The 20,057-nt window shown below is 71.3% G+C and carries 17 protein-coding genes; 9 read left to right on the forward strand and 8 right to left on the reverse strand.

Annotated features, from left to right (window positions below; translation table 11 throughout):
• Positions 1-203: 203 nt before the first annotated feature.
• On the reverse strand, positions 204-803 hold the full coding sequence (locus ACKTSN_RS33220; RefSeq protein WP_409472490.1) for a hypothetical protein: 600 nt from the start codon (positions 801-803) through the stop codon (positions 204-206).
• A gap of 111 nt (positions 804-914) precedes the next feature.
• Here ACKTSN_RS33220 and ACKTSN_RS33225 point away from each other — a divergent pair, with 111 nt between their 5' ends.
• The 3 genes from ACKTSN_RS33225 to ACKTSN_RS33235 are packed head-to-tail and all read left to right on the forward strand — an operon-like array spanning position 915 to position 2,993.
• Positions 915-1,985 carry a sialidase family protein gene (locus ACKTSN_RS33225; RefSeq protein WP_409472491.1) on the forward strand — a complete coding sequence of 357 codons (1,071 nt, stop codon included), beginning with the start codon at positions 915-917 and terminating at the stop codon, positions 1,983-1,985.
• 37 nt (positions 1,986-2,022) lie between these two features.
• On the forward strand, positions 2,023-2,739 hold the full coding sequence (gene npdG / locus ACKTSN_RS33230) for an NADPH-dependent F420 reductase (protein ID WP_409472492.1): 717 nt from the start codon (positions 2,023-2,025) through the stop codon (positions 2,737-2,739).
• Positions 2,736-2,993 (forward strand): hypothetical protein, encoded by a 258-nt coding sequence (locus tag ACKTSN_RS33235; protein WP_409472493.1) that lies wholly within the window; start codon positions 2,736-2,738, stop codon positions 2,991-2,993. Before npdG ends, ACKTSN_RS33235 begins: the two co-directional genes overlap by 4 nt.
• Here ACKTSN_RS33235 and ACKTSN_RS33240 read toward each other — a convergent pair.
• Positions 2,983-3,783, reverse strand: a complete 801-nt coding sequence (locus ACKTSN_RS33240) for a site-2 protease family protein (RefSeq protein ID WP_409472494.1) — start codon at positions 3,781-3,783, stop codon at positions 2,983-2,985. The two genes, ACKTSN_RS33235 and ACKTSN_RS33240, sit on opposite strands and share 11 nt — an antisense overlap.
• A 134-nt stretch (positions 3,784-3,917) precedes the next feature.
• Here ACKTSN_RS33240 and ACKTSN_RS33245 point away from each other — a divergent pair, with 134 nt between their 5' ends.
• The gene (locus tag ACKTSN_RS33245; RefSeq protein ID WP_409474984.1) at positions 3,918-7,166 is read left to right on the forward strand and encodes a BTAD domain-containing putative transcriptional regulator; all 3,249 of its coding nucleotides are present in this window, start codon (positions 3,918-3,920) and stop codon (positions 7,164-7,166) included.
• A gap of 5 nt (positions 7,167-7,171) precedes the next feature.
• On the opposite strand, the gene ACKTSN_RS33250 is transcribed toward ACKTSN_RS33245, so the two are convergent.
• The 3 genes from ACKTSN_RS33250 to panB all read right to left on the reverse strand — a co-directional run bounded on the left by ACKTSN_RS33250 (position 7,172) and on the right by panB (position 10,083).
• Positions 7,172-7,981 (reverse strand): ABC transporter permease, encoded by an 810-nt coding sequence (locus ACKTSN_RS33250; RefSeq protein ID WP_409472495.1) that lies wholly within the window; start codon positions 7,979-7,981, stop codon positions 7,172-7,174.
• A complete protein-coding gene (locus ACKTSN_RS33255) occupies positions 7,978-9,003 on the reverse strand; it encodes an ATP-binding cassette domain-containing protein (protein WP_409472496.1) in 1,026 nt (341 codons plus the stop codon). The genes ACKTSN_RS33250 and ACKTSN_RS33255 overlap by 4 nt, the downstream gene beginning before the upstream one ends.
• Before the next feature lie 204 nt (positions 9,004-9,207).
• Positions 9,208-10,083, reverse strand: a complete 876-nt coding sequence (panB, locus tag ACKTSN_RS33260) for a 3-methyl-2-oxobutanoate hydroxymethyltransferase (protein ID WP_409472497.1) — start codon at positions 10,081-10,083, stop codon at positions 9,208-9,210.
• A 168-nt stretch (positions 10,084-10,251) separates the two neighbouring features.
• Here panB and ACKTSN_RS33265 point away from each other — a divergent pair, with 168 nt between their 5' ends.
• The 4 genes from ACKTSN_RS33265 to ACKTSN_RS33280 all read left to right on the forward strand — a co-directional run bounded on the left by ACKTSN_RS33265 (position 10,252) and on the right by ACKTSN_RS33280 (position 15,072).
• Positions 10,252-11,898, forward strand: a complete 1,647-nt coding sequence (locus tag ACKTSN_RS33265; protein ID WP_409472498.1) for an MFS transporter — start codon at positions 10,252-10,254, stop codon at positions 11,896-11,898.
• Positions 11,895-12,524, forward strand: coding sequence for a TetR/AcrR family transcriptional regulator (locus ACKTSN_RS33270; protein ID WP_409472499.1), 630 nt, complete (start codon positions 11,895-11,897; stop codon positions 12,522-12,524). The genes ACKTSN_RS33265 and ACKTSN_RS33270 overlap by 4 nt, the downstream gene beginning before the upstream one ends.
• A 186-nt stretch (positions 12,525-12,710) precedes the next feature.
• Positions 12,711-13,763 carry an endonuclease/exonuclease/phosphatase family protein gene (locus ACKTSN_RS33275; RefSeq protein WP_409472500.1) on the forward strand — a complete coding sequence of 351 codons (1,053 nt, stop codon included), beginning with the start codon at positions 12,711-12,713 and terminating at the stop codon, positions 13,761-13,763.
• A gap of 88 nt (positions 13,764-13,851) precedes the next feature.
• Positions 13,852-15,072, forward strand: a complete 1,221-nt coding sequence (locus ACKTSN_RS33280; RefSeq protein ID WP_409472501.1) for an MFS transporter — start codon at positions 13,852-13,854, stop codon at positions 15,070-15,072.
• A gap of 147 nt (positions 15,073-15,219) precedes the next feature.
• Here ACKTSN_RS33280 and ACKTSN_RS33285 read toward each other — a convergent pair whose 3' ends face one another.
• Genes ACKTSN_RS33285 through ACKTSN_RS33295 form a run of 3 tightly spaced genes read right to left on the reverse strand, consistent with a single transcriptional unit; the run spans position 15,220 to position 18,322 of the window.
• Entirely contained in the window at positions 15,220-16,974 is a 1,755-nt protein-coding gene (locus ACKTSN_RS33285) for an NAD+ synthase (RefSeq protein WP_409472502.1), read from the reverse strand.
• 59 nt (positions 16,975-17,033) lie between these two features.
• Positions 17,034-17,660 carry a DUF305 domain-containing protein gene (locus ACKTSN_RS33290; protein ID WP_409472503.1) on the reverse strand — a complete coding sequence of 209 codons (627 nt, stop codon included), beginning with the start codon at positions 17,658-17,660 and terminating at the stop codon, positions 17,034-17,036.
• The gene (locus ACKTSN_RS33295) at positions 17,657-18,322 is read right to left on the reverse strand and encodes a DUF3105 domain-containing protein (protein WP_409472504.1); all 666 of its coding nucleotides are present in this window, start codon (positions 18,320-18,322) and stop codon (positions 17,657-17,659) included. The genes ACKTSN_RS33290 and ACKTSN_RS33295 overlap by 4 nt, the downstream gene beginning before the upstream one ends.
• A 333-nt stretch (positions 18,323-18,655) precedes the next feature.
• On the opposite strand from ACKTSN_RS33295, the gene glnA reads away from it, so the two are divergent.
• Positions 18,656-20,017 carry a type I glutamate--ammonia ligase gene (gene glnA, locus ACKTSN_RS33300; protein ID WP_409472505.1) on the forward strand — a complete coding sequence of 454 codons (1,362 nt, stop codon included), beginning with the start codon at positions 18,656-18,658 and terminating at the stop codon, positions 20,015-20,017.
• The last annotated feature ends 40 nt before the right edge of the window (positions 20,018-20,057 follow it).

A 20,057-nucleotide genomic window follows, 5' to 3' on the forward strand; every position in this document is an offset into this window, starting at 1 on the left:
AACCCGGCTGGTGTTGAGGGTGTAAGACCTCGCTGTTTGCTGAGCGGTGAGGCGACCTGAGCCAGGAATCCCCCTGCTTCAGCCGGGGGAGGGTTCAAGAACCGTCATGCTCCGCGGGTCGGGTCGGGGAGCCGGGGGCAACCGCTTTCAGCCCTCGGCGCCTCAGGCGTGTCGTGAAGGTGGCCGCGCAGCGGTGGGCAAGGTCACCAGCGGGCAGGCGGCGGCGCCGTCAGTTCGTCCGCCAGCCTCGCCAGCCGGTCCCTCAGCCGCCGCCCCCGCGCCGCGGGCAGCGCGTTCTCCCCGGCCGCCGCGCTCACCAGGTGCTGCACGGTGTCCAGGTCCAGCTCGGACTCCTCCCGCACGGCCAGCGTCTCGTGCGCCATCGCGGTGAGGTCCCCGTCGGCCGAACCGAGGGCCAGCACCGTCGCTCCGGCCCGCCGCGCGTCGTGCACCCGCTCCAGCAGCGGCGCACCCGGGCCCTCGGGCGACACCAGCAGCAGCGTCTCACCACGCCGGGCCGCCTCGATGCGCCCCAGCCCGACCGCCAGATGCGCCGGATCGGAGGGGCGCGCATCGTGCCGGACGAGGGTGGGGGCCAGCTCGGGCGTACCCGACCAGGCCGCCTCGTCGACCAGGTGGGCCGCCAGATGCCACGGCTCGTACTCCGGTGTGCCGACGAGCAGCAGCCCGCCCCCGTGCGACACCACCGACCCGCGCAGCACCCCCGCGAACCGCCGGGTGGCCCCCAACCACTCGGTCCCGGCGAGCACTTCACGCAGCAATGCGACCCGTACGGCATCCATACGGCCGTATCCTGCCGTAACAGGGCACTCGTGACCCGGAGTTCACCGCGAATTCGCCCAAGATGGGCACAGGGCCGCAATCCCGCGAACGGTCACCCCGAGGAGTCGCCCATGCCAGCAGCAACCGTTCCCTTCCGCGCCGGCCGCGAGGGTTATGCCAGTTACCGGATCCCGGCGGTCGTGCGGACGGACTCCGGCACCGTCCTCGCCTTCTGCGAGGGCCGGGTCGAGTCCGCGCACGACTGGGGAAACATCGACATCGTGCTGAAGCGCTCCACGGACGGCGGCCGCACCTGGGGCCCGTTGCAGGTGGTCGCGGACAACGGCACCGACCTCGCGGGGAACCCGGCCCCGGTCGTCCTCGACACCGGCCGCATCCTGCTCGTCCACGTCCGCTCCGCGGCGGCGGCCGCCGAGGAGCTCATCCTGCGCGGCGAGGTGAAGGAGGCCGACGGGCGCCGGGTGTGGGTGCAGCACAGCGACGACGACGGCCGGACCTGGTCGCAGCCCAGGGAGATCACCGAGCAGGTGAAGCAGCCCGGCTGGCGCTGGTACGCCACGACTCCCGGCCACGGCATCCAGCTGAGCACCGGCCGGGTCGTCGTCCCCGGCAACCACACGCTGCCGCCGGCCGGCACCGACCTCGGCAACGAGCCCCGGTACAACGGCGGGCACTGCCTGCTCAGTGACGACCGCGGCGAGACCTGGTATCTCGGCTACATCGACGAGAGCGACGACGACTACGTCAACGTCAACGAGACCACCGCCGCCGAACTCCCCGACGGCCGCGTCTACTTCAACACCCGCACCGACTCCCGCTCGCCCGGCAACCGGGCCGACGCCCACTCCGAGGACGGCGGCAGGACCCTCGTGAAGCCGTTCCGTCCGCAGGCCGGGCTGACCGCCCCCGTCTGCCAGGCGAGCGTCCTCCCACTCCGAGACCCCGACATCCTGCTCTTCTCCGGACCCGCCGCCCGAGGCCGCGCCCTGATGACCCTCCGCGCCTCCGCCGACGGCGGCAGGACCTGGCGCCCGGTGTTCACGGTCGACGGCCTGCCGGCCGCGTACAGCGACCTCGTGCGCGTCGACGCGTCCACCGTCGGACTCCTCTACGAGACGGGCGACTTCGGCGCGTACGAGACGATCAGCTTCCTGCGGGTCCCCGTGACGGAGCTCACCTGATCCTGTGGGCCCGCGGGGCCGGACGTAAAGTCGGCCCATGACCTCTACCGACAGTGCTGCACAGAAGCCCGCGAAGGCCCCCGCCAAGGACCCCTGGGACCTGCCCGACGTCTCCGGGCTGGTGGTCGGCGTGCTCGGCGGGACCGGGCCGCAGGGCAAGGGCCTCGCCTACCGGCTCGCCCGGGCCGGCCAGAAGGTGATCATCGGTTCCCGGGCGGCCGAGCGGGCGCAGGCCGCCGCTCAGGAGCTGGGGCACGGCGTCGAGGGCGCCGACAACGCCGAGTGCGCGCGGCGCAGCGACATCGTGATCGTCGCCGTGCCGTGGGAGGGGCACGGCAAGACCCTGGAGTCCCTGCGCGCCGAGCTGGCCGGCAAGCTGGTCGTCGACTGCGTCAACCCGCTCGGCTTCGACAAGAAGGGCGCCTACGCGCTGAAGCCGGAGGAGGGCAGCGCCGCCGAGCAGGCCGCCGCGCTGCTGCCGGACGCGCGGGTCACCGCCGCCTTCCACCATCTGTCCGCCGTGCTGCTCCAGGACCCGGAGATCGAGGAGATCGACACCGACGTCATGGTCCTCGGCGAGGAGCGGGCCGACGTCGAGATGGTGCAGGCGCTGGCCGGCCGCATCCCCGGTATGCGCGGTATCTTCGCCGGCCGGCTGCGCAATGCCCACCAGGTGGAGTCGCTGGTCGCCAACCTGATCTCCGTCAACCGCCGCTACAAGGCGCACGCGGGACTGCGCGTCACGGACGTATGACCCCATGGGGGACACTGGTGGTCTCCGGCAATGCCAGCAGTGTCCCCCGACAGGAGCCGAACGCCATGCCCCGTCTCGCCCTCTATGCCCTCGCCGTCTGCGTCCTCGCCGTCGTCGCGGCCGTCATCTCCTTCGCGCAGGGCAGCTGGCTGGGCATCGTGTGGGTGCTGCTCGCGGGACTGTCGTCGAACATGGCCTGGTACTACCTGAAGCGCGGCCGGAGCGCGCAGCGCGACTCGTCGGTCACGGGCTGACCGAGCAGTACTCGTTGGTGCCGAGCCAGAAGCGGTACAGCTCGTAGCCGCAGTACGTGTCGACGTCGTTGATCCCGAGGCCCCGCAGCACGGCGTCGACCAGGTCGAAGAACGCGCCGTTCAGCGCCGGGATCCACAGCAGCGCGAACACCAGCAGCAGCCCGAAGGGCGCGAGGGGCTCGACCTGGCGGCGGATGTTGTACGACAGCCAGGGCTCGATGACGCCGTAGCCGTCCAGGCCCGGCACCGGCAGGAAGTTCAGGATCGCGGCCGTCACCTGGAGCAGCGCCAGGAAGGCGAGGGCGTACTGGAAGTCGCGCGGTACGCCGTCCAGCGCGTCCAGCCAGAACGGCGCCGTGCACACGGCCGCGAACAGCACGTTCGTCAGCGGACCCGCCGCCGAGATCAGACTGTGCCGCCACCGCCCCCGGATCCGGCCCCGCTCGATGAAGACGGCACCGCCCGGCAGCCCGATCCCGCCCAGGATCACGAACAGCACGGGCAGCACGATGCTGAGCAGGGCGTGCGTATAAGCGAGAGGATTCAGGCTCAGGTAGCCCTTCGCCCCGACCGAGATGTCCCCGCTGTGCAGCGCGGTACGCGCGTGCGCGTACTCGTGCAGGCAGAGGGAGACGATCCAGGCGCCCGTGACGAACAGGAAGACGGCCACCCCGGGCTGCTCCGCGAATCCGGTCCAGGTGGCCCATCCGGTCACCGCCGTCACGGCCAGGATCCCGAGGAAGACGGGGCTGATCCGCCGGTCGCTGGAGCGGGTGGCGGTCGTGGTCATGGGGAGGGCTCCTGAGGCGGCGGACGAAGGGCTGGTCCGGTAGACGGTATCCACCAGATGCCCAAACGGATACGCCTCTTCATAGTTCATGCCCGTGTAAACCCGGAGGCGGCGCCGCTGCGTCCCCGGTGACAATGGACCCCGTGCGCTATCGCGTCCTCGGCACCACCCAGGCGCTCCGCCCCGACGGCACGGCCGTTCCGGTCGGCGGGGCGCGGTTGCGTGCCCTGTTGACCGTGCTGGCCCTGCGGGCCGGGCGGGTCGTGCCTGTGGGCCTGCTCGTGGGCGAGGTGTGGGACGGGGACCCGCCCGCCGACGCCACCGGCGCGCTGCAGGCGCTGGTGGGGCGGCTGCGCAGGGCGCTCGGGACGGATGCCGTCGAGTCCGTGGAGGGCGGGTACCGGCTCGTCGCCCCCGCCGACGACATCGACCTGCACCGGTTCGAGCGGCTCGTCGGCGACGGCATGCGTGCCCTCGCTGACGGCGACCACGCGAAGGCGGCCGTCGTCCTCGATGACGCCCTCGCCCTGTGGAGCGGCCCCGCCCTCGCCGACCTCCCCGACCGCACCGCCGAGGCGGCCCGCTGCGAGACCCGGCGCATGGACGCCCTCCGCGCCCGCCACACCGCCGGCCTCGCCCTGGGCCACGCCGAACAGTCCCTGCCCGAGCTGACCGCCCTGTGCGACAGTCACCCCCTGGACGAACCCCTGCAGGCCCTGCGCCTGCGCGCTCTGCGCGACGCCGGGCGGGCCGCTGAAGCGCTGGCCGCCTATGAAGACGTACGACAGCTGCTCGCGGACCGGCTCGGGGCCGATCCCGGGGCCGAACTGCGGGCATTGCACGGGGAGTTGCTGAGCCCGGAGGACGTTCCGCAGGCCCCGAGCCGGCCTCTCGGCAACCTGCGCGCCCGCCTCACCTCCTTCGTCGGCCGCGACGACGACATCGAGGCCATTCGCAGCGACCTCGCCACTACCCGGCTGGTCACACTGCTCGGGCCCGGCGGTGCCGGGAAGACCCGGCTTTCGCAGGAGGCCGCCGAGACCGTCCACGCGGCACGCGACGGCGTCTGGCTCGCCGAGCTCGCGCCGGTCGACGACCCCGCCGCCGTCCCCGAGGCCGTGCTCACCGCGATCGGCGCCCGCGAGACGGTGCTGCACGGCGCCGGCGCCGAGGAGTTCCGGGCCGCCACGGGCGACCGCCACGACGACCCCGTCGAACGCCTCGTCGAGCACTGCGCCCGCCGCCGCATGCTGATCGTCCTCGACAACTGCGAGCACGTCGTCGACGCCGCCGCCCGCCTGACCGAGGAACTGCTGGCGCGCTGCCCGCACCTCACGGTCCTCGCCACCAGCCGGGAACCGCTCGGCGTACCGGGGGAGGTGCTGCGGCCCGTGGAGCCGCTGCCGGAGCCGTACGCCCTGCGGCTGTTCGCCGACCGCGGGGCCGCTGCCCGGCCCGGGTTCCGCATCGACGACGACCCCGAGGCCTGCGCCGAGATATGCCGCCGCCTCGACGGCCTGCCGCTCGCCATCGAGCTCGCCGCCGCCCGGCTGCGGATGCTCACGCCCCGCCAGATCGCCGACCGGCTCGACGACCGCTTCCGCCTCCTTACCTCCGGCAGCCGGACCGTGCTGCCCCGCCAGCAGACACTCCGTGCCGTCGTCGACTGGTCCTGGGACCTGCTCGACGAGGACGAACGGGACGTCCTGAGCCGCCTGTCGGTGTTCGCCGGCGGCTGCGACCTCGCCGCCGCCGAGGCCGTGTGCGGGCCCGCCGCCCTGGACGCGCTCGGCTCCCTCGTCGACAAGTCGCTCGTCGTGGCCGCCCCCGCCGGCGACGGCGAGATGCGCTACCGGCTCCTGGAGACCGTCGCCGAGTACGCCGGCGAACGGCTCGACGAGGCCGGCCGACGCCGCGACACCGAACGCGCGCACCTGACGTACTACCGTGAACTCGCCCGCACCACCGACCCGTTGCTGCGCGGCCCCAGCCAACTGGCCGCAGTCGAACGGCTCCAGCAGGAGTACGAGAACCTGCGCACCGCCCTGCGGCACGCCGTCGCCGAACGCGACGAGCAGGAGGCGCTGTGCCTGGCGCTGTCGCTGACCTGGTACTGGCAGATGCGCGATCTGCGCATCGAGGCCCGCAACTGGTGCCGCGAGATCATGGCCCTCGGCCCCGACCCCTTCACCGAGCCGGTCCGCCCGGCCGCCCCGGTGTGGCAGCGCTGCACCGCCGAGCCGCCACCCATGACCGGGGAGGTCCTCGAAGAGGCCCGGCGCGGTGTCCACCTCGCCCATCTGGCCTGCATGGACACCGAGCTGGACGCCTGGCAGACCCCCGAGGCCCAGCGCAAGCTGCGGACGATCGCCGAGGCCTACGAACCGGGGCTCCCGCAGACCTGCCGCACCCCTGGCATGCTGTCCTACTACGCCGTGATGCTGACCGGTGACATGGACCGGCTGGCCACGCTCCTCGACGCCGCCGTCGCCACCTGCCGCGCGACTCCCGGCTACGACTGGGAACTGGCCGCCAGCCTCCAGATCCGCGCCAACATCCTCGCCAACCGGTCCGACCGGGCGGACGAGGCGGAGCGGGACGCCGACGAGTCGCTGGAGATATACCAGCGCCTCGGTGACGCCTGGGGCAGCGCCGAGTCACTCTCCGCGCGTGCCGAGGCCCACGAGCGCAAGGGGCGGTACCTCGCGGCCGCCGCCGACTACGAGGCGGCCATGGAACACGCCCGGCGGCTCGGCGCCCGCGCCCAGCACGCGGTCCTCACCGCCCGGCTGGCCAGCGCGGTGCTGGAGTCGGGCGAGGCCGAGCAGGGCGAGCGCCTGCTGCGGGAGGTGCTCGACGGCGGGGAGGGCGCGCACAACGAGGCGATGCCGTTCGCCCGGGTCGTCCTCGCCGGATGGCTCAGCTGCACCGGCCGGACCGCCGAGGCGCGCGAGCATCTGCGGGCGCTGCGCGAGGAGTTCACCATCGCCCACTTCGTCGTCTTCGATGCGTTCATCCTCGGTCAGGAGGCGTGGGTGGACGCCGTCGACGGCCGCTACGAGCAGGCCAGGGAGAAGATCCGGCTCGGCCTCGCGCAGGCCGACGATCCGCTGTCGAAGGCGATGGCCCCGCAACTGTTCTCCTCGTACCTCGTCATCGCCGCCCTGGCGATGGCCGGCAGCGACGGCGGACGCGACGCCGCCCGCTGCCTGGGGGCGGCCGACGCGCTGCTGCCCTCCGGCCATGTGCACTCGTCCCTGGAACGCATGGCCCGCGACCGCGCCACGGCCGCCGTACGGGCCGCGCTGCCCGCCGAGGAGTACACGGCGGCGTACGCCGAAGGCGGCGGCCTCTCCCCGCAGGAGGCCGCCGCCCTGGTGTGACCGGCTCAGCTCTTCGTCTTGAACTTGTGGATCGCGACCGGCGCCATCACCACCGTGATCGCAGCCGACCAGCCCAGCGTCACCCACAGGTCGTGCGCGACCGGGCCGCCCACCATCAGGCCGCGGGCCGCGTCCGCGAGCGTGGACAGGGGGTTGTAGTCGGTGAACGCCTGCAGCCAGCCCGGCATCGACTCCGTCGGCGCGAAGATCGACGAGCCGAACTGCAGCGGGAACAGCACCAGAAAGCCCATCGCCTGCACGGACTGCGCGTTCTTCAGGACCACGCCCAGGGTGAGGAACACCCACATGATGGACGAGGCGAACGCCGTCGACAGGCCCACGGCCGCGAACACGCCGAGCCAGTTGGTGATGTCGAAGCCGACCAGGACGGCGACGATCATCAGCACGGTCGTCGCGAACAGCATCCGGACCAGCTCGACCGAGATCTTCGCGAACAGCACCGAGCCGCGCCCGATCGGCAGCGACCGGAAACGGTCCATGACGCCGGAGTTGAAGTCCTGGCTGAAGCCGGTGCCGACGCCCTGGGACAGCGTCATGCTCATCATCGCGATCATGCCCGGGATCACGTACTGCACGTACCCGTCCTGCCCGCCGCCCAGGGCCTGCCCGATCGAGCCGCCGAAGACGTACACGAACAGCAGGGTGAAGACGACCGGCATCAGCAGCGCGTCGAACATCGACTCGGGGTCCTGCCGGATCCACAGCAGGTTGCGGCGGATCAGGGCCCCGGTGTGACGAAGGTGGCCGCGCAGCGGGATACGGGCGTCGGCGGCTGTGGCGGTGGTGGCGCTCATACGGCGACCTCCTCGCGGGTGTCGGCGGGCGCGGCGTCCTGCGGGGCACTGGCGCGGTGGCCGGTGAGGGACAGGAACACCTCGTCCAGGCTGGGCAGTTCGGTGCTGATCGAGGCGAGCGTGATACCGCGCGCCGTGACGGCGCCGACCACGGCGGTCAGCTGCTCGTCGCTCAGGATCGGCACCAGCACGGTGCCGCCCTCGGTGTCCACGGTGGTCGTGGCCAGCCCGGTGATGCCCAGCTCGTCGAGCGCGCTGGCCAGCGGCCGCAGCTGCACCGGATCGGCCGGCCGCACCCGCAGCGTCCGCCCGCCGACCTTGGCCTTCAGCTCCTCGATCCCGCCGTTCGCGATGACCTTCCCCCGGTCGACGACGGTCAGCTCGGAGGCGAGCTGCTCGGCCTCCTCCATGTACTGCGTGGTCAGCAGCACGGTGACCCCGTCCCCGACCATGGCCTTCACCTCGTCCCACACCTCGTTGCGGGTGCGCGGGTCGAGGCCGGTGGTGGGCTCGTCGAGGAACAGCACGGCCGGGCGCCCGATCATCGAGGCCGCCAGGTCGAGCCGCCGCCGCATACCGCCGGAGTACGTCGCCGTCGGCCGCTTGGCCGCATCGGTGAGCGAGAACCGCTCCAGCAGCTCGTCGGCCCGGGTGCGGGCCTCCTTGCGGGACAGGTCCAGCAGACGCCCGATCAGGTACAGGTTCTCCCAGCCCGGGAGCTTCTCGTCGACGGAGGCGTACTGCCCGGTGAGCCCGATCACCCGGCGCAGCTGCCGCGGCTGTCGTACGACGTCATAGCCGGCGACGGTCGCCTGCCCGGCGTCCGGGGCCAGCAGGGTGGACAGAATCCGTACGAGGGTGGTCTTCCCGGCCCCGTTCGGCCCGAGCACTCCCATCACGGTGCCCTCACGCACATCCAGGTCGACGCCGTCCAGCGCCTTGGTCTCGCCGTAGTGCTTGACCAGCCCCCGCACGGTGACGGCCACTTCACTGCCGCCGGGGTTCTTGTCGATTCGTGTCATGGGGGCGACGGTTCCAGACGCCACCGACAAACGACCGACATCCTGCCGACACCACCGACAATTCCCCGACGAGCACCGCAACCATCAATTGAGGAACCACGACGGCGAGCAACCACGTCCGCGAGAGCGGCGCCGGCTTAGGCGCAAAAAGGGGGCAGCCCGCCGACGGGGGAAGATCGGCGGGCTGCCCTGTGCGGAGATGGCTCAGTGGACCGAGTGCTCCTCCTGCGGGAACGTTCCGCCGACGACGTCCTCCGCGAACGCCTTCGCCGCGTCGCCCATGACCTCCCGCAGATTCGCGTACTGCTTGACGAACTTCGGGACCCGACCACCCGTCAGCCCCAGCATGTCCGTCCACACGAGCACCTGCGCGTCCGTCTCCGGCCCGGCGCCGATGCCGACCGTCGGGATGTGCAGCGTCCGCGTCACCTCGGCGGCCAGCTCCGCCGGCACCAGCTCCAGCACCACCGCGAACGCCCCCGCGTCCTGCACGGCCTTGGCGTCCCGCAGCAGCTGCGCCGCCGCCTCCTCGCCACGCCCCTGGACGCGGTACCCCATCGCGTTCACGGACTGCGGCGTCAGTCCGATGTGCGCCATCACCGGAATCCCGGACTCGACCAGCAGCCGAATCTGCTCGTGGGACCGCTCGCCGCCCTCCAGCTTCACGGCCTGCACGCCCGCCTCCTTCACCAGCCGGGTCGCCGAGCGCAGCGCCTGCACCGGGCCCTCCTGGTACGAGCCGAACGGCAGGTCGCCGACGATCAGGGCACGCTTCGTGCCCCGTACGACCGCGGCGGACAGCATGGTCATCTCGTCGAGGGTGACGGGCACGGTGGTGTCGTACCCCAGGTGGCAGTTGCCCGCCGAGTCGCCGACGAGCATGACCGGGATGCCGGCCTCGTCGAAGACGGACGCGGTCATCGCGTCGTAGGCGGTGAGCATGGGCCACTTCTCGCCGCGCTCCTTGGCGGCGGTGATGTCACGAACCGTGATACGGCGGGTGCCCTTGCCCCCGTACAGCGCCTTGCTGCCGTCGGAGGGCTTCTGCTGTGCAGTCCGGGCAGCCGAAAGCTGCGTCATTGCAACGGCTCCTTACGTCATCTCGAGGCGCCCTGACGGCGTCCCCGGATCACTCCCATGGTGGCACCTCGTGCCATCGACGGCTAGGGGGACCCGGTCACGTAAGAGCTGAGTAAAACTTTACGATACGGCACCGTCTCGTATCGTAAAGTGCCTAGGCTCGACGGCATGACTACACCGGCTGTCCCCGGCCCCCGCATACCGGAAGCGGTGCACCGGCGCCGCTGGCTCATACTCGGCGTCCTCATGCTGAGCCTGCTGATCGTGGTGCTGGACAACTCGATCCTGAACGTCGCCGTCAAGACGATCTCCACGCCCGCCCCGACCGGTCTGGGCGCCACCCAGAGCGAGCTGGAGTGGGCGATCAACGCCTACACCCTCGTCTTCGCGGGCCTGCTGTTCAGTGCGGGACTGCTCGGGGACCGGCTCGGCCGCAAGAGGGTCCTGCTCGGCGGGCTCGTCGTGTTCGGCATCGGCTCCGCCCTCGCCGCCTCGTCCGGATCGCCGACCGAACTCATCGCCTTCCGCGCGGTGATGGGCCTCGGTGCCGCCTTCGTGATGCCGGCCACACTCGCCGTCCTCATGAACGTCTTCGAGCGCGACGAGCAGCCCAAGGCCATCGGCATCTGGGCCGGCGGCGTCGGCCTCGCCATCGCCATCGGCCCGATCACCGGTGGTGTGCTGCTCGACCACTTCTGGTGGGGTTCGGTGTTCCTCATCAACGTGCCGATCGTGATCCTCGCGATCGGTCTGATGCTGTGGCTGGTGCCCGACTCCCGCGATCCGAATCCCGGCCGGATCGACCCCATCGGCGTGCTGCTGTCCGTCGTCGGGCTCGTCCTGCTCGTCTACGGCATCATCAAGGGCGGCCAGCTCGCCGACTTCGCGGACCCGGCGGTACTGGCGACCATCGGCGCCGGACTCGCCGTCCTCGCCGCCTTCGTCGTCTTCGAGAAGCGCAGCGACCACCCGTCCATCGACGTCACCTACTTCAAGAGCAAGGTGTTCTCGGCCGCGATCTCCGTCATCGCGCTGGTCTTCTTCGCGCTGATGGGCGTGACCTTCTTCGCCGTCTTCTACACCCAGAGCGTACGCGGCTACTCGCCGCTGGAGACCGGTCTGCTGATGCTCCCGCTGGCCGCCGCCCAGATGATCTTCGCGCCGCGGGCCCGGCTGGTCGTCGACCGCTTCGGCCACCGGGCCACCACCACCGGCGCCATGCTGCTCATCGCCGCGATGCTGGCCGCGTTCGCCACGCTGGACGCGGACACGCCCATCTGGATCCTGGAGGTCGTCTTCTTCCTCATGGGCACGGGTATGGCGCACATCATGACGCCGGTCAGCGTCGTCATCATGCAGGCCCTGCCCCGCGAGAAGGCCGGTTCCGCCTCCGCCCTCAGCAACACCTTCCGCCAGGTCGGCGGCGCCCTCGGCATCGCGGTCCTGGGCTCGGTCCTGTCCACCGCCTACCGCACCTCGATCGAGGACGAGTTGGCCCGACTCCCCAGTGCCGCGCGCCACACCGCCGGCGAATCCATCGAGGCCACCCTCGCCGCCGCGGCACGGCTCGGCCCCGAGGGGCGGGCCCTGGTGATCCCCGCCAACGACGCCTTCCTGCACGCCATGCACGTCACCGCGCTGTGCGGGGCGGGCGTCGCCCTGGTCGGGGCGGTGGTGGTGGCGCTGTTCCTGCCGGGCAGGGCCGGGGAACCGGGCGAGAGCGGTCGCGCCGACGAGGCGGAGCCGTCGTATGCCGGGAACGCCGGGCACGCCAGCAACAATGTCCCAGGACAACGAAGGGACACAGGACAGTGAGCCTCGCCGAAAGCCGCCCCCGCCAGGAGGGGCCCGCCCGTGGACGCCCCCGCAGCGAGGCCGTGGAACGCGCCATCATCGAGGGCACGATGAAACTCCTGGAGGACGGCGTCCCTCTCGCCGAACTCTCCATCGAGCGCATCGCCCGCACCGCCGGCGTCGGCAAGGCCACCATCTACCGCCGCTGGAGCGGCAAGGAGGAACTCTTCGTCGACGTCATCCGCACCACCGAGCCCGCCGACCCCGAACTCCCGGGCACCTCGCTGCGCGACGACCTCGTCGTGCTGCTCGAAACCCTGCGCCGGCGTGGCCTGGCGAGCCGCTCCTCGGCGATCCTGCACAACGTCCACGCGCAGATGAAGAGCAGCCCCCGCATCTGGGCCGCCTACCACAACGCCGTCATAGCGCCCCGCCGCAGACTCGGCCTGGACGTGCTGCGCCGAGGCCAGGAGAACGGCGAACTCCGGGCGGACGTCGACGTCGAGGTGATGCACGACATCATCGTCGGCCCCATGCTGGTCCGTTCCCTCCTGCGCCCGGACGCCGACCTGCCCGAAGGTCTCGCGGAGCAGATCGTCGACACGACGCTCGAAGGGCTACGACCTGTCAGCTCACCCGCCACATAGCCCGAATGTTCGCGTTTCGTCACAGAGCACTCGCGCACCGGCGGAAACCGGAACCCGCGGCGCCGACTTGTTCGTCCTAAGTGCCCGTACGGCCGTCATGGGGCGGCGTTGAACGGAGCCGATCATCCCCTAGGGTCGTAGGGCACGAGGGACGACGGTGTGCACGGCAGGTAGCGAGGCGACGGTATGGCGCAACAGGCGTACGTGACGGAGACGGACAACGGCGACTCGGGTCCCGAGCGGCCGGCATCTCGGCTTCGGCGCCTGACGGCCCGCGCGACGCACGGCTGGCGCGGCGACCCCCGGATCTGGCGGCGCGGCATCGTCCTGGCCGCCGTCGCGGTGCTGCTGTCCCTGGTCATGCTGGTCCACGCGTACATCCCGAACAGCGTGGGCAACCTCGGCAGCCTCACCGAGACGTTCCTGCCCTGGCTCGGCGTCTTCGTTCCGCTGCTGCTCCTGCTGGCCCTCGTCCGCAGGTCCGCCACCGCGCTCATCGCCGTGCTGCTCCCGGCGATCGTGTGGCTGAACCTCTTCGGCGGACTGCTCACCGACAAGGCGGCCGCGGCCGGCGGCGACCTGACCGTCGCCACGCACAACGTCAACGCCGACAACACCGACCCGTCCGGCACGGCCCGGGACGTGGCCGCGTCCGGCGCGGACGTGGTGGCGCTGGAGGAGCTGACGGCGGCCGCGGTGCCGACGTACGAGTCGGCGCTGGCGTCGACGTACAAGTACCACTCGGTGCAGGGCACGGTCGGGCTGTGGAGCAAGTACCCGCTCAGTGACATCCGGCCGGTCGACATCAAGCTGGGCTGGACCCGGGCCATGCGCGCCACGGTGACCGCGCCGGGCGGACAGCTCGCCGTCTACGTCGCCCACCTGCCCTCGGTCCGGGTGAAGCTGGAGGCCGGGTTCACCGCCCGGCAGCGCGACACCAGCGCCGACGCGCTCGGCGAGGCCATCGCCGACGAGCAGCTGACCCGGGTCGTCCTGCTCGGCGACCTCAACGGCACCATGAACGACCGCGCGCTCAACGCCGTGACCGCCCAGATGCGCTCCACCCAGGGCGCGGCGGGCAGCGGCTTCGGCTTCAGCTGGCCGGCGTCGTTCCCGATGGCGCGCATCGACCAGATCATGGTCAAGGGTGTGGAGCCGGTCACCTCCTGGACGCTGCCGCAGACGGGCAGCGACCATCTGCCGGTGGCGGCGCGTGTGGATCTGGCAACCGGGTCTTAACCCGCTGGAATACTGGGCCTGCCACGCTTTGTTCCGTACTTGAACATATGATGGACGGAACCCCGCTCTGAAAGGCAAAGGCCCCTTCATGCCCCTGGCCCTGCTCGCTCTGGCCGTCGGCGCCTTCGGCATCGGCACGACCGAATTCGTGATGATGGGCCTGCTGCCCGACGTCGCGGACGACCTGCACATCTCGATCCCCAGCGCAGGACACCTGGTCTCCGCGTACGCGCTGGGAGTCGTCATCGGCGCCCCGCTGCTGGCCGCGGTCACCGCGCGCATGTCCCGGCGCACCGTGCTCATCGGCCTGATGGTCCTCTTCGTGGTGGGCAACGCCCTCTCGGCCTTCGCCCCCGACCACCACTGGCTGCTGGCCGCCCGCTTCCTGAGCGGTCTGCCGCACGGCGCCTTCTTCGGCGTGGGCGCCGTCGTCGCCACCACCATGGTCGCGCCCGAGCGCAAGGCCCGCTCCGTCTCGCTGATGTTCCTCGGCCTCACCGTCGCCAACATCGCGGGCGTCCCGGCCGCCACCCTCATGGGCCAGCACCTCGGCTGGCGGGCGACCTTCCTCGGCGTCAGCGCGATCGGCGTGGCGGCGATAGCCTCGCTGGCCCTGCTGATCCCGCACGACCACGCCCACGCCTCCACCACCGGCCTGCGCGGCGAACTGGCCGCCCTGCGCTCGCTGCCGGTGTGGTTGGCGCTCGGCACGACGGTCGCCGGATTCGGTGCGCTCTTCGCCGCGTACAGCTACATCACGCCGATGCTCACCGACTCCGCCGGGTACGCCGAGACCAGCGTGACGCTGCTGCTGGCACTGTTCGGCGTCGGCGCGACGATCGGCAACCTGCTGGGCGGCCGGCTCGCCGATCACGCGATGCGGGGCACGCTGTTCGGCGGCCTGGCCTCCCTCGTGGTGGTCCTCGCCCTCTTCCCGCTGCTCATGGAGGCGCGGTGGAGCGCCGCGCTCGGTGTGGCGCTGCTCGGGACGGCGGCGTTCGTCACCGGGTCCCCGCTTCAGCTGATGGTCATGGAGAAGGCTGCTGCGGCGCCGTCGCTGGCGTCCTCGGCCAACCAGGCTGCGTTCAATCTGGCCAACGCGGGTGGTGCGTGGATCGGTGGGCTTGCCCTGGCGGCGGGGTTCGGTGTGACGTCGCCGGCTACGGCGGGGGCGGTGCTTGCGGTGCTGGGTCTTGCCGTGGCCGGGACGGCGTACGTCGTGGATCGTCGGAGGGTCGCTCCGCAGGGGGGTCGGGAACGGCTGGTCGCGTCGCACGTGCCGGAAGCCTCGTCGGCGGTGCATCTCTGACTGGCGCCGGCGCCGGGCTGGGCGGGGGTCGCGTAGCCCGGCGTTACGGGGTGCCGCTGCGCCCACCCGTGCCGCCCCAGCGGCACGACTGCCCGCAGCTACGGCGGTTGCGGCAGCACGACTGCCCGCAGCTGGGTAGCTGCGCGGTTACGCCGTCTCCCGCCACCCGTTCGTGATCGGCAGCCGTCGGTCCTTGCCGAAGCCCTTGGGAGAGATCTTCGTGCCCGGCGGGTACTGGCGGCGCTTGTACTCGGCGGTGTCGACCATGCGCAGGGTCTTGGTGACCAGTGCGGGGTCGAAGCCGGCGGCGACGATCGTGTCGGCGCCCTCGTCCCGGTCGACATACCGCTCGAGAATCGCGTCCAGGACGGGATAGTCCGGCAGGGAGTCGGTGTCGACCTGGCCCGGCCGCAGCTCCGCGCTCGGCGGCTTGGTGATGGAGCTCTCCGGGACGGGCGGGGTCTGGCCCCGCTCCTCGGCCGCCTTGTTGCGCCACTTGGCCAGGCGGAAGACCGACGTCTTGTAGACGTCCTTGATAGGGCCGTACGCGCCCACCGCGTCGCCGTACAGGGTCGAGTAGCCGACCGCAAGCTCCGACTTGTTGCCGGGGGCCAGGACGATGTGGCCCTCCTGGTTCGAGATCGCCATCAGCGTCGTGCCGCGCAACCGCGCCTGGAGGTTCTCCTCCGCCAGCCCGGTCAGGCCCAGCGACCCCATGTACGCGTCGAACATCGGCTCGATCGGGACGGTTCGGAAGTTCAGACCCGTACGCCGGGCCAGCTCCGCCGCGTCGCCCTTGGAGTGGTCGGAGGAGTACTTCGACGGCATGGACACGCCGTACACGTTCTGCGCGCCGACCGCATCGCACGCGATCGCCGCGACCAGCGCCGAGTCGATGCCGCCGGACAGGCCGATCAGGACCGACGTGAAGCCGTTCTTCGCGACATACGCCCGCAGGCCCACCACCAGCGCCGAGTACACCTCCTCGTCGTCGTCGAGGCGCTCGGCGTATCCGCCCGTCTGCGTCGGCTCGTACGCCGGCAGGGGCTCCTCGGACAGCACCAGCCGGTCGATGCGCAGACCGTCGTCCACCACGCCGGTCGGGGCGTCGGGGGAGGCCGCGGGCAGGTCCAGGTCGAGCACCACGCAGCCCTCGGCGAACTGCGGCGCCCGGGCCACGACCGCCCCGTCCCGGTCCACGACGATCGAGTCGCCGTCGAAGACCAGCTCGTCCTGCCCGCCGATCATGGCGAGGTAGGCGGTGGTGCAGCCGGCCTCCTGGGCGCGCTTGCGCACCAGCTCGAGGCGAGTGTCGTCCTTGTCACGCTCGTACGGCGAGGCGTTGATGGACAGCAGCAGCCCGGCCTGGGCGGACCGTGCCGCCGGCACCCGGCCGCCGTCCTGCCACAGGTCCTCGCAGATGGCCAGCGCCACGTCGACGCCGTGCACCCGCACGACCGGCATGGTGTCGCCGGGGACGAAGTACCGGAACTCGTCGAAGACGCCGTAGTTCGGCAGGTGGTGCTTGGCGTAGGTGAGCGCCACCTCGCCGCCGTACAGCACCGCCCCCGCGTTCTGCGGGGCGCCGGCCGGCTGGCCGTACTTCGGCTGGGCGGTCTCGCTGCGGTCGAGATAGCCGACGATCACCGGCAGCTCCCCGAGGCCCTCCTCGGCGAGCCGGGCGGCGAGCGAGCGCAGGGCCGCGCGGGACGCCTCGACGAAGGAGGAACGCAGGGCCAGGTCCTCGACGGGATACCCGGTCAGCGCCATCTCCGGGAACGCCACGAGATGCGCTCCCTGCTCGGCGGAGTGCCGGGTCCAGCGAAGGATCGTCTCCGTGTTCCTGGCGAGGTCGCCGACGCGCGAGTCGATCTGGTTCAGGGCGAGACGTAGTTGAGGCACGGGCCCAGTGTAATCGTCAGACCGACGCGATGGGGTGGCGGCCGATGTGGCCCCCGGCACTATGGCCGCGGCTTCGCGCCCCGCTCCTTCAGCAGGTCCGCCATGAGCCGGATCTCCGACTCCTGGGCGTCGACCATCCCCTGCGCCAGCCGCTTCTCCGCGCCGACCGTGCACTTGTCGACACAGCTCTCCGCCATGTGGATGCCACCCTGGTGATGGTCCGTCATGAGCTGCAGGAAGAAGATCTCGGCCCGCCGTCCGTCGAGCTGCCCCAGCCGCTTCATCTCGGTGTTGGTGGCCATCCCCGGCATCAGCGCCCCGTCCTCGCCGGACGCCATGCCGCCCATGCCCATCCAGGCCATCGGCCGCGCCGACACCTTCGGCAGCCCCCACAGGTCCAGCCAGCCCAACATCATGCCGCGCTGGTTGGCCTGCGTCTGCGCGATGTCGTACGCCAGCAGCCGCACCTCCTCGTCGTCGGTGCGGTCGCGCACGATGTACGACATCTCCACGGCCTGCTGGTGGTGCACCGCCATGTCGCGCGCAAAGCCGGCGTCCGCGGAGTCGGCGGCCGGCGCGGCGGCGTCCGAGCCGCCGTCCCCGGCGACCGCGTACGTGATCCCGCCGACCGCGACGAGCAGCGCCGTCGCGGCCCCCGCGATCCAGCCGGCCCGCGCACGCCTCACTTCGACAGCCCGCCCGTGCAGGCGGCCCCCGGCTCGGGAGTCTGCTCGCCCTGCACGTACTTCTCGAAGAACTTGTCGACGTTCGGGTCGTCCGCGCCGGTCACCGTGCGCTGGTGGCCCCACGCCGTCAGCACGATCGGGTCCTTCTGCTTCTCGTCCGGGCTCATCAGCGTGTACGGCGTCTTCCTCACCTTCGCCGCCAGCGCGTCCACGTCGTCCTCGGCGGCCTTGCTCGTGTACGTCACCCAGACCGCGCCGTGCTCCAGCGAGTGCACGGCGTTCACGTTGGGGATCTCCTCGGTGTAGACGTCGCCGTTGCAGTTCATCCACACCTGGTGGTGGTCGCCGCCGACCGGGGGCTCCACCGGGTACGACACGGCCTTGGTGACGTGGTTGCGGGCCAGGTCGCCCTCCCACGTCTTGACGCCGTCCGCGCCCGTGACGAACTTGCCGGTGGACTTCGCGTCGCTCGCCGCCGTGTCGGAGTCGTCGGACTGCGACTGGACGAGGACCACGCCACCGACGACGAGACCGGCGACGACCACCACACTGGCCGCGATCGTGAGGATCCGGTTGCGCCGCTCACGGGCACGCTCCGCGCGCCGCATCTCCTCTATGCGCGCCGCGCGCGCCGAACTGCTCTTGTTCTTGGCGGAACCCATGGGGCCGGCCCTTCTGGGGAACGGGAGGAAGTCGGGTGGGCTGATCGTAATGGGGGAGGTGGGCCGGGTCGTAGGGGAGGGCACCGGAACGGACCGCGAACGGCCCGATCCCGGTGGCCTCCGGACGGGCATTACGGATGTCGGTGCGAGCAGGCAAGATGGGCAGCACAGCCGTACACCTGCCGTACGCGAGGCGTTCAGGCCGGGGTCGGCCGGGCGATCAAGGTCCGCAACGCGCATGAAATGGTGTTGTGGTGGGATGCTCAGGTGCCCGACCGCCTCCCGTGGTGCGGGAGACAGGCGGCCTGACCAGCAAGGATGGGGAAGCGGAAGATGGACAAGCAGCAGGAGTTCGTGCTCCGGACGTTGGAGGAGCGCGACATCCGGTTCGTACGCCTGTGGTTCACGGACGTGCTGGGTTTCCTCAAGTCCGTGGCCGTGGCCCCGGCCGAACTGGAGCAGGCCTTCGACGAGGGCATCGGCTTCGACGGCTCCGCCATCGAGGGCTTCGCCCGGGTGTACGAGTCCGACATGATCGCCAAGCCCGATCCGTCGACGTTCCAGATCCTGCCGTGGCGCGCGGAGACCCCCGGCACGGCCCGGATGTTCTGCGACATCCTCATGCCGGACGGCTCCCCCTCCTTCGCCGACCCGCGCTACGTCCTCAAGCGCGCCCTCGCCCGCGCCTCCGACCTCGGCTTCACCTTCTACACCCACCCGGAGATCGAGTTCTTCCTGCTGAAGAACAAGCCGGTCGACGGCTCGGTGCCCACCCCCGCCGACAACTCCGGCTACTTCGACCACACCCCGACCAACGTCGGCATGGACTTCCGCCGCCAGGCGATCACCATGCTGGAGTCGATGGGCATCTCCGTCGAGTTCTCCCACCACGAGGGCGCGCCGGGCCAGCAGGAGATCGACCTCCGGTACGCGGACGCGCTGTCCACCGCGGACAACGTCATGACGTTCCGGCTGGTCATGAAGCAGGTGGCGCTCGAGCAGAACCTGCAGGCGACCTTTATGCCGAAGCCGTTCTCGGAGCACCCCGGCTCCGGTATGCACACCCACCTGTCGCTGTTCGAGGGCGACCGGAACGCGTTCTACGAGTCCGGCGCCGAGTACCAGCTGTCCAAGGTCGGCCGCTCCTTCATCGCGGGCCTGCTGCGGCACGCGGCGGAGATCTCGGCGGTCACCAACCAGTGGGTGAACTCCTACAAGCGCATCTGGGGCGGCTCCGAGCGCACGGCCGGCGCGGGTGGTGAGGCGCCGTCGTACATCTGCTGGGGGCACAACAACCGGTCGGCGCTGGTGCGGGTGCCGATGTACAAGCCGGGGAAGACCGGGTCCGCGCGGGTCGAGGTGCGGTCGCTGGACTCCGGTGCGAATCCGTATCTGGCGTACGCCGTGCTCCTCGCCGCCGGTCTCAAGGGCATCGAGGAGGGCTACGAACTGCCGCCGGGCGCCGAGGACGACGTGTGGGCGCTGTCCGATGCGGAGCGGCGGGCGATGGGGATCGAGCCGCTGCCGCAGAACCTGGGGGAGGCGCTCGGCCTCATGGAGCGCAGTGACCTGGTCGCCGAGACGCTGGGTGAGCACGTGTTCGACTTCTTCCTGCGCAACAAGCGGCAGGAGTGGGAGGAGTACCGCTCCGAGGTGACGGCGTTCGAGCTGCGGAAGAACCTGCCGGTGCTGTAAGAGCAGGTCAGCGCGGGTATCCCGCGTGCGCGGCATCCAG

Origin of the sequence: Streptomyces flavusporus (genome assembly GCF_046267975.1) — a bacterium.
GTDB classification, from domain to species: Bacteria; Actinomycetota; Actinomycetes; order Streptomycetales; family Streptomycetaceae; genus Streptomyces; species Streptomyces flavusporus.

Bases quoted from the DNA above. Each gene is read 5' to 3' on its own strand.
- ACKTSN_RS33240 (WP_409472494.1), bottom strand. From the start codon at position 3,783: ATGACCACGACCGCCACCCGCTCCAGCGACCGGCGGATCAGCCCCGTC.
- ACKTSN_RS33255 (WP_409472496.1), bottom strand. From the start codon at position 9,003: ATGACACGAATCGACAAGAACCCCGGCGGCAGTGAAGTGGCCGTCACC.
- npdG (WP_409472492.1), top strand. From the start codon at position 2,023: ATGACCTCTACCGACAGTGCTGCACAGAAGCCCGCGAAGGCCCCCGCC.
- ACKTSN_RS33280 (WP_409472501.1), top strand. From the start codon at position 13,852: ATGCCCCTGGCCCTGCTCGCTCTGGCCGTCGGCGCCTTCGGCATCGGC.
- ACKTSN_RS33235 (WP_409472493.1), top strand. From the start codon at position 2,736: ATGACCCCATGGGGGACACTGGTGGTCTCCGGCAATGCCAGCAGTGTC.
- ACKTSN_RS33245 (WP_409474984.1), top strand. From the start codon at position 3,918: ATGGACCCCGTGCGCTATCGCGTCCTCGGCACCACCCAGGCGCTCCGC.
- ACKTSN_RS33295 (WP_409472504.1), bottom strand. From the start codon at position 18,322: ATGGGTTCCGCCAAGAACAAGAGCAGTTCGGCGCGCGCGGCGCGCATA.
- ACKTSN_RS33225 (WP_409472491.1), top strand. From the start codon at position 915: ATGCCAGCAGCAACCGTTCCCTTCCGCGCCGGCCGCGAGGGTTATGCC.
- panB (WP_409472497.1), bottom strand. From the start codon at position 10,083: ATGACGCAGCTTTCGGCTGCCCGGACTGCACAGCAGAAGCCCTCCGAC.
- ACKTSN_RS33220 (WP_409472490.1), bottom strand. From the start codon at position 803: ATGGATGCCGTACGGGTCGCATTGCTGCGTGAAGTGCTCGCCGGGACC.
- ACKTSN_RS33275 (WP_409472500.1), top strand. From the start codon at position 12,711: ATGGCGCAACAGGCGTACGTGACGGAGACGGACAACGGCGACTCGGGT.
- ACKTSN_RS33265 (WP_409472498.1), top strand. From the start codon at position 10,252: ATGACTACACCGGCTGTCCCCGGCCCCCGCATACCGGAAGCGGTGCAC.
- ACKTSN_RS33250 (WP_409472495.1), bottom strand. From the start codon at position 7,981: ATGAGCGCCACCACCGCCACAGCCGCCGACGCCCGTATCCCGCTGCGC.
- glnA (WP_409472505.1), top strand. From the start codon at position 18,656: ATGGACAAGCAGCAGGAGTTCGTGCTCCGGACGTTGGAGGAGCGCGAC.